2 protein-coding genes are annotated in these 2951 nt (G+C 61.4%); both read right to left on the bottom strand.

Annotation, left to right across the window (positions count from 1 at the left end; translation table 11 throughout):
- Positions 1–523: sigma-54-dependent transcriptional regulator (locus ACXRVY_RS22515; RefSeq protein WP_458238276.1), on the bottom strand; the 523-nt coding region annotated here is incomplete at its 3' end.
- A 22-nt stretch (positions 524–545) separates the two neighbouring features.
- On the bottom strand, positions 546–2951 hold a 2406-nt coding region (locus ACXRVY_RS22520; protein WP_458238277.1), incomplete at its 5' end, for an ATP-binding protein.

The raw sequence follows: 2951 nt of genomic DNA on the forward strand, positions 1-2951 counted from the left end.
GGATCAGAACGTTGGAGTCGGTCGGTGCCACTTTGCGGATCTTGCCGTACAGGTCCTGCATCGGTGGGCACGAGCCGATAATGCCGATTTCACCGTTGCTGTTGTCGGTACCGGATTTTGCCGCGCCGTTGGCGGTTTTGCCGGCAACGGCTTCACCGCCGGCTTGTACCGTTTGTCGGTCACGCAGGATTCGTGCGGCGGCTTGCAGCATTTCGTCATGGTCGAATGGCTTGGCAATGTAGTCCACCGCGCCCATTTTCATCGAATCGACCGCCGAGCGCAGGCTGGCATAGCTGGTCATGATCAGCACCGGCGTGCCCTGGGCGAGCTTGATCAGCTCCGTGCCAGGCGCGCCCGGCAGGCGCAGGTCACTGATGATCAGATCGAACGAGGGAATGGTGAAGCGTTCTTGTGCTTCCTGCACTGATCCGGCTTCGCTGACCTGGTACTGGTTACGTTCCAGCAGGCGGCGCAAGGCGGAGCGGATAATGGTTTCGTCTTCGACGATCAAAATGTGCGGCATTGATTCGATACTCTCGACGGTCTCAGTTCACAGCGGACGTCGCTTCGACATGACGCGGCAAAGTAACCCTGATTCGGGTGCCGCGTTGGCTTTGAACATCAGCCGGGCTGTCGATGGTGATTTGTCCATAATGCTCTTCAACGATGGAATAGACCAGTGCAAGGCCCAGACCGGTGCCTTCGCCAGGGTCCTTGGTGGTGAAGAAAGGTTCGAACAATCGGTCCATGATGCTCGACGGAATACCGCTGCCTTCGTCTTCCACGATCAGATCGACCGTGTGTTCGCCGGCTTCGCTCTTGACCCGTACCGCACTGCCGGGAGGCGAGGCGTCACGGGCGTTTGAAAGCAGATTGATCAATACCTGGGCGAGCCGTTGCGGGTCGCCTTCGACCCAGTGTTCGGGGTCGCACAGGTTGTAGAACTGCACTTCGAAATTGCGTCGGTTCAGGGCCAGCAGGCCGATGGCATCCTGAGCCACTTCGGCCAGACAGACGGGCTCGTCGCTGTGCTGATGGCTGCCGGCATGGGCAAAGCTCATCAGCGACTGGACGATGCGCGACACGCGTTTGGTCTGCTCGAGGATCTGGCCGCTGATTTCCTTCAGCTCGCCGTCTTCTTCACGTTCTTCGCGCAGGTTCTGCGCCAGGCACGCGATACCGGTGATCGGGTTGCCGATTTCATGGGCCACGCCGGCCGCCAGTCGACCGATGCTGGCCAGACGCTCGGAGTGCACCAGTTTGTCCTCGAGCATCTGGGTTTCGGTCAAGTCTTCCACCAGCAGCACCAGGCCACTGTTGCCTGGTGCCAGGGGTTCGTCGATCGCCGCTTTGTGCAGGTTCAGCCAGCGGGTCTGGCCGTCGAGGGCCAGGTGTTGCTTGTGCAAGTGTTCGTCCGGCAGATTGATGAAGCCTTGCAGCAGTTCTTTCCATGGATCGGCAATGGTGCTCAGTCGCGAACCGACCACGCGCTGCGCGGCGATGCCGGTGAGTTCCTCCATGGCCTTGTTCCACATGAGGATTTCCTGGTCCTTGGCCAGCGAGCAAACGCCCATCGGCAATTCCTGCAGGGTTTGGCGGTGATAGCGGCGCAGGGCATCGAGTTCGGCGGCCAGGCCGGTCAGGCGCGAGTGGTAATCCTCGAGACGACTTTCGATGAAGTGAATGTCTTCGGTGACGTAGTTTTCGCCGCCGGCCTTGTAGGGCAAGAAGGTTTCGACCATGTCCTGGGCCACACTCGGGCCCATCAGGCCGGAGAGGTTGGCCTCGATGCGGTCACGCAAGCGGCGCAGGGCATACGGTCGACGCTCGTCGAAGGGCAGATAGAGATCGCGCAGGGCCTGTTCCACTTCTTTCTGCGCAGCTTTTGCACCCAATGGTTTTGCAAGCTGTGTAGCGAACTCCTGGGGCGAGGCGGCGTGCAGTTCCCGGCGTTGCGGGCGGCGCACGTTATCCACGGCACAGGCTTCGGCTGCGCTGGCCTCTTCGGTGCTGGCATTGGTGAACAGCGAGATCAGGGTGAACATCAGCACGTTGGCCGCCAGCGAGGCAATTGCCGCCATGTGCCAGCTGGTGTCGTCCAGCACGTAGATCATGTTCAGCAGCGGAATGTAGAAGCCTTGCAGGTTGCCGACCAGCGGCAACAACATGGTCACCAGCCACACCAGGATTCCCGCCAGCAAACCGGCGATGAAGCCGCGACGGTTGGCGGTCGGCCAATACAGGACCGAGAGCACGCCCGGCAGGAACTGCAACGTGGCGACGAACGCGACAATGCCGAGGTTGGCCAGGTCCTGGTCGGCACCGAGCATCAGGTAGAAGCCGTAGCCGGCCATGATGATCGCGACGATCAGTGCCCGGCGGGTCCACTTCAGCCAGCGGTAGATGTTGCCTTCGGCCGGTGGTTGATACAGCGGCAGCACCAGGTGGTTCAAGGCCATCCCGGACAGCGCCAGCGTGGTGACGATGATCAGGCCGCTGGCAGCGGACAGCCCGCCGACATACGCCAGCAACGCCAGCGCCTTGCTGTTGGCGGCGATACCGATGCCCAGGGTGAAGTATTCCGGATTGGTGGTAGCGCCGAGCTTCAGTCCGGCCCAGAGAATCAGCGGCACCGCCAGGCTCATCAGCAGCAGGAACAGCGGCAGGCCCCAGCTCGCACTGACCAGCGAACGCGGGTTGAGGTTCTCGGTAAAGGTCATGTGATACATGTGCGGCATCACGATGGCCGAGGCGAAGAACACCAGCAACAGCGTACGCCACGGGCCTTCCTGCAAAGGCGTGTGGAGGGCGGCGAGGGCGGTCTGGTTTTGCAGCAGCCACAGCTCAAGCTGTTGCGGGCCGTCGAACACGCCGTAAAGCGCATACAGTCCGACACCGCCGAGGGCGATCAGCTTGATCACCGATTCGAACGCAATCGCGAACACCAGGCC

The organism is Pseudomonas sp. P5_A2_2 (assembly GCF_054177685.1).